The sequence below is a fragment of the Aeromonas sp. 604176 genome (assembly GCF_049170755.1).
Classification (GTDB): domain Bacteria; phylum Pseudomonadota; class Gammaproteobacteria; order Enterobacterales; family Aeromonadaceae; genus Aeromonas; species Aeromonas veronii_A.
The window spans coordinates 1-2,502 of the sequence record NZ_JAAKNE010000215.1; the positions used below are offsets into that span (position 1 = coordinate 1).

General features: G+C 60.5%; 2 protein-coding genes. Both read right to left on the reverse strand.

Going from position 1 to position 2,502, the window contains the following annotated elements; all coding sequences use genetic code 11:
* Positions 1-935, reverse strand: a 935-nt coding sequence (locus G5358_RS20715) for an NAD(P)(+) transhydrogenase (Re/Si-specific) subunit beta (RefSeq protein ID WP_421324842.1), incomplete at its 3' end; no start/stop codon positions are given.
* Positions 936-946: 11 nt separating this feature from the next.
* Positions 947-2,473: a Re/Si-specific NAD(P)(+) transhydrogenase subunit alpha gene (gene pntA / locus G5358_RS20720; protein ID WP_040070064.1), complete on the reverse strand. Its 1,527-nt coding sequence runs from the start codon at positions 2,471-2,473 to the stop codon at positions 947-949.
* Between the last annotated feature and the right edge of the window lie 29 nt (positions 2,474-2,502).

Here is a 2,502-nt window from a genome sequence, read left to right on the forward strand (position 1 = left end):
ACGCCGTCGGAGCCGAAGCCACCGGCGATCACGGAGATAAAGGAGCGGTTCATCGCCTTGCACATGATGTAAGAGAGGATCGCACCGGAGGAACCCACCAGGGCACCGGTGACGATCAGCAGGTCGTTGGAGAGCATGAAGCCCGCCGCCGCTGCCGCCCAACCGGAGTAGGAGTTCAGCATGGAGACCACGACCGGCATGTCTGCGCCACCGATGGAGGCAACCAGATGCCAGCCGAAGGCGAAGGCGATCAGGGTCATCACCAGCAGGGCGAATGTAGAGCCGCCCGCGTTGACGAAGTAGACCATCAGCGCCAACGAGGCGACCACGGCCAGCAGGTTCAGCTTGTGGCGGTGCGGCAGCATCAGCGGCTTGGAGGAGATGAGACCACGCAGTTTGCCGAAGGCAACCACGGAACCGGTGAAGGTTACGGCACCGATGAAGACGCCCAGGAAGATCTCGACCAGATGGATGTTCAGCATAGCGCCGGTCAGGTGCTCGACCTGAGCAACGCTGTTGGCCTGCTCGAACGCCGCACGGGCGGCTGCCAGAGTGGCATCCAGGTTGGAACCGACGGAGACGACCACCTCAGCAGGTGCAGAAGGGTGCAGATCGATGAAGCTGTTGAAGCCCACCAGCACCGCTGCCATACCCACGAAGCTGTGCAGCACGGCCACCAGCTCGGGCATCTCGGTCATTTCGACCTTGAGTGCCAGACGCACGCCGATGGCACCGCCGATCACCATGGCCAGAATGATCCAGTGAACACCACTGGTCTCCGGGTTGAATACGGTGGCGAGCAGGGCGATAGCCATACCCGCGATACCGAACAGGTTGCCATGCTTGGCCGTTTCTTGCTTCGACAGTCCCGCGAGACTGAGGATGAAGAGCACGGCGGCAACGATATAGGATGCTGTTACCAGTCCTTGAGACACGTTAAACCCCCTTAATCCTTACGGAACATCTTCAGCATGCGCTGAGTGACGGTGAAGCCGCCGAAGATGTTGATACTGGCAATCAGCACGGCGATGAACGCCAGCGCGGTGACCAGGGTCGACCCTTGCCCGATCTGCAGCAGGGCACCGACCACGATAATGCCGGAGATGGCATTGGTGACCGACATCAGCGGCGTGTGCAGGGCGTGAGAGACGTTCCACACCACGTAGTAACCGACCACACAGGCCAAGATGAATACGGTGAAGTGGGAGAGGAAGGCTGCCGGGGCAACGGAGGCGATCCAGCCGAAGGCGGCGATGCCGAGGGCACCGAACACGAACTTCTTGTTGGAGGGCTTGGCCTCTTCCTTCTTGGCTGCCGGTTTGGCGGCGGCCGGTTTCTGCGGGGCAGCAGAGACGGAGATGGCGGGCGGCGGGAAGGTCACTTCACCGGCCTGGATCACCGTCATGTTGCGCTGAACCACGTCTTCGAAGTCGATGGCAACGTTGCCGTCCTTCTCCTTGCACATCAGCTTCATCAGGTTGACCAGGTTGGTACCGTAGAGCTGGGAGGATTGGGCAGGCAAACGACCCGGCAGATCGGTGTAACCGATCACCTTGACGCCGTTGGCGGTGACATGCAGCTCACCCGGCACTGTGTATTCACAGTTACCGCCAGCCTGAGCGGCCATGTCCACGATGACGGAGCCCGGCTTCATGCTGTCGACCATCTCTTTGGTGATCAGCTTGGGAGCCGGCTTGCCCGGGATCAGGGCGGTGGTGATGATGATATCCACCTCTTTGGCCTGCTGGGCGAACAGCTCCATCTCGGCCTTGATGAACTCATCGGACATGACTTTGGCGTAACCATCGCTGGATGCACCATCTTCGCCACCGAAGTCCAGCTTGAGGAATTCCCCACCCATGGATTCGATCTGCTCAGCCACTTCCAGACGGGTATCGAACGCACGCACGATGGCACCGAGGGAACCGGCAGTACCAATGGCAGCCAGACCGGCAACACCGGCACCGATCACCAGTACCTTGGCAGGCGGCACTTTACCGGCTGCGGTGATTTGACCGGTGAAGAAGCGACCGAACTGGTGCGCAGCTTCAACCACGGCGCGATAGCCACCGATGTTGGCCATGGAGGAGAGGGCATCGAGGGACTGGGCACGGGAGATCCGCGGCACCATGTCCATCGCCATCACATTGATGTTGCGCTCGGACAGCTTCTTGACCAGCTCAGGGTTCTGGGCAGGCCAGATGAAGCTCACCAGAGTGGCACCATCTTTAATTTGTGCGATCTCGGCATCGGTCGGCGCATTGACCTTGAAGATAAGGTCGGCTTGCCAGACATTCGGCACCACGCTGGCACCGGCAGCCTCGAAGGCGGCATCATCGAAGCTGGCCGACAGGCCTGCGCCGGTCTCGATGGCGACCTCGAAGCCGAGCTTTTTCAGCTGCTCGACGGTAGCCGGGGTCGCTGCGACCCGGGTCTCACCGGCGAGACTCTCTCTCGGTATTCCAATCTGCATGACTATTCCCTGATGGTTAATAAACAATC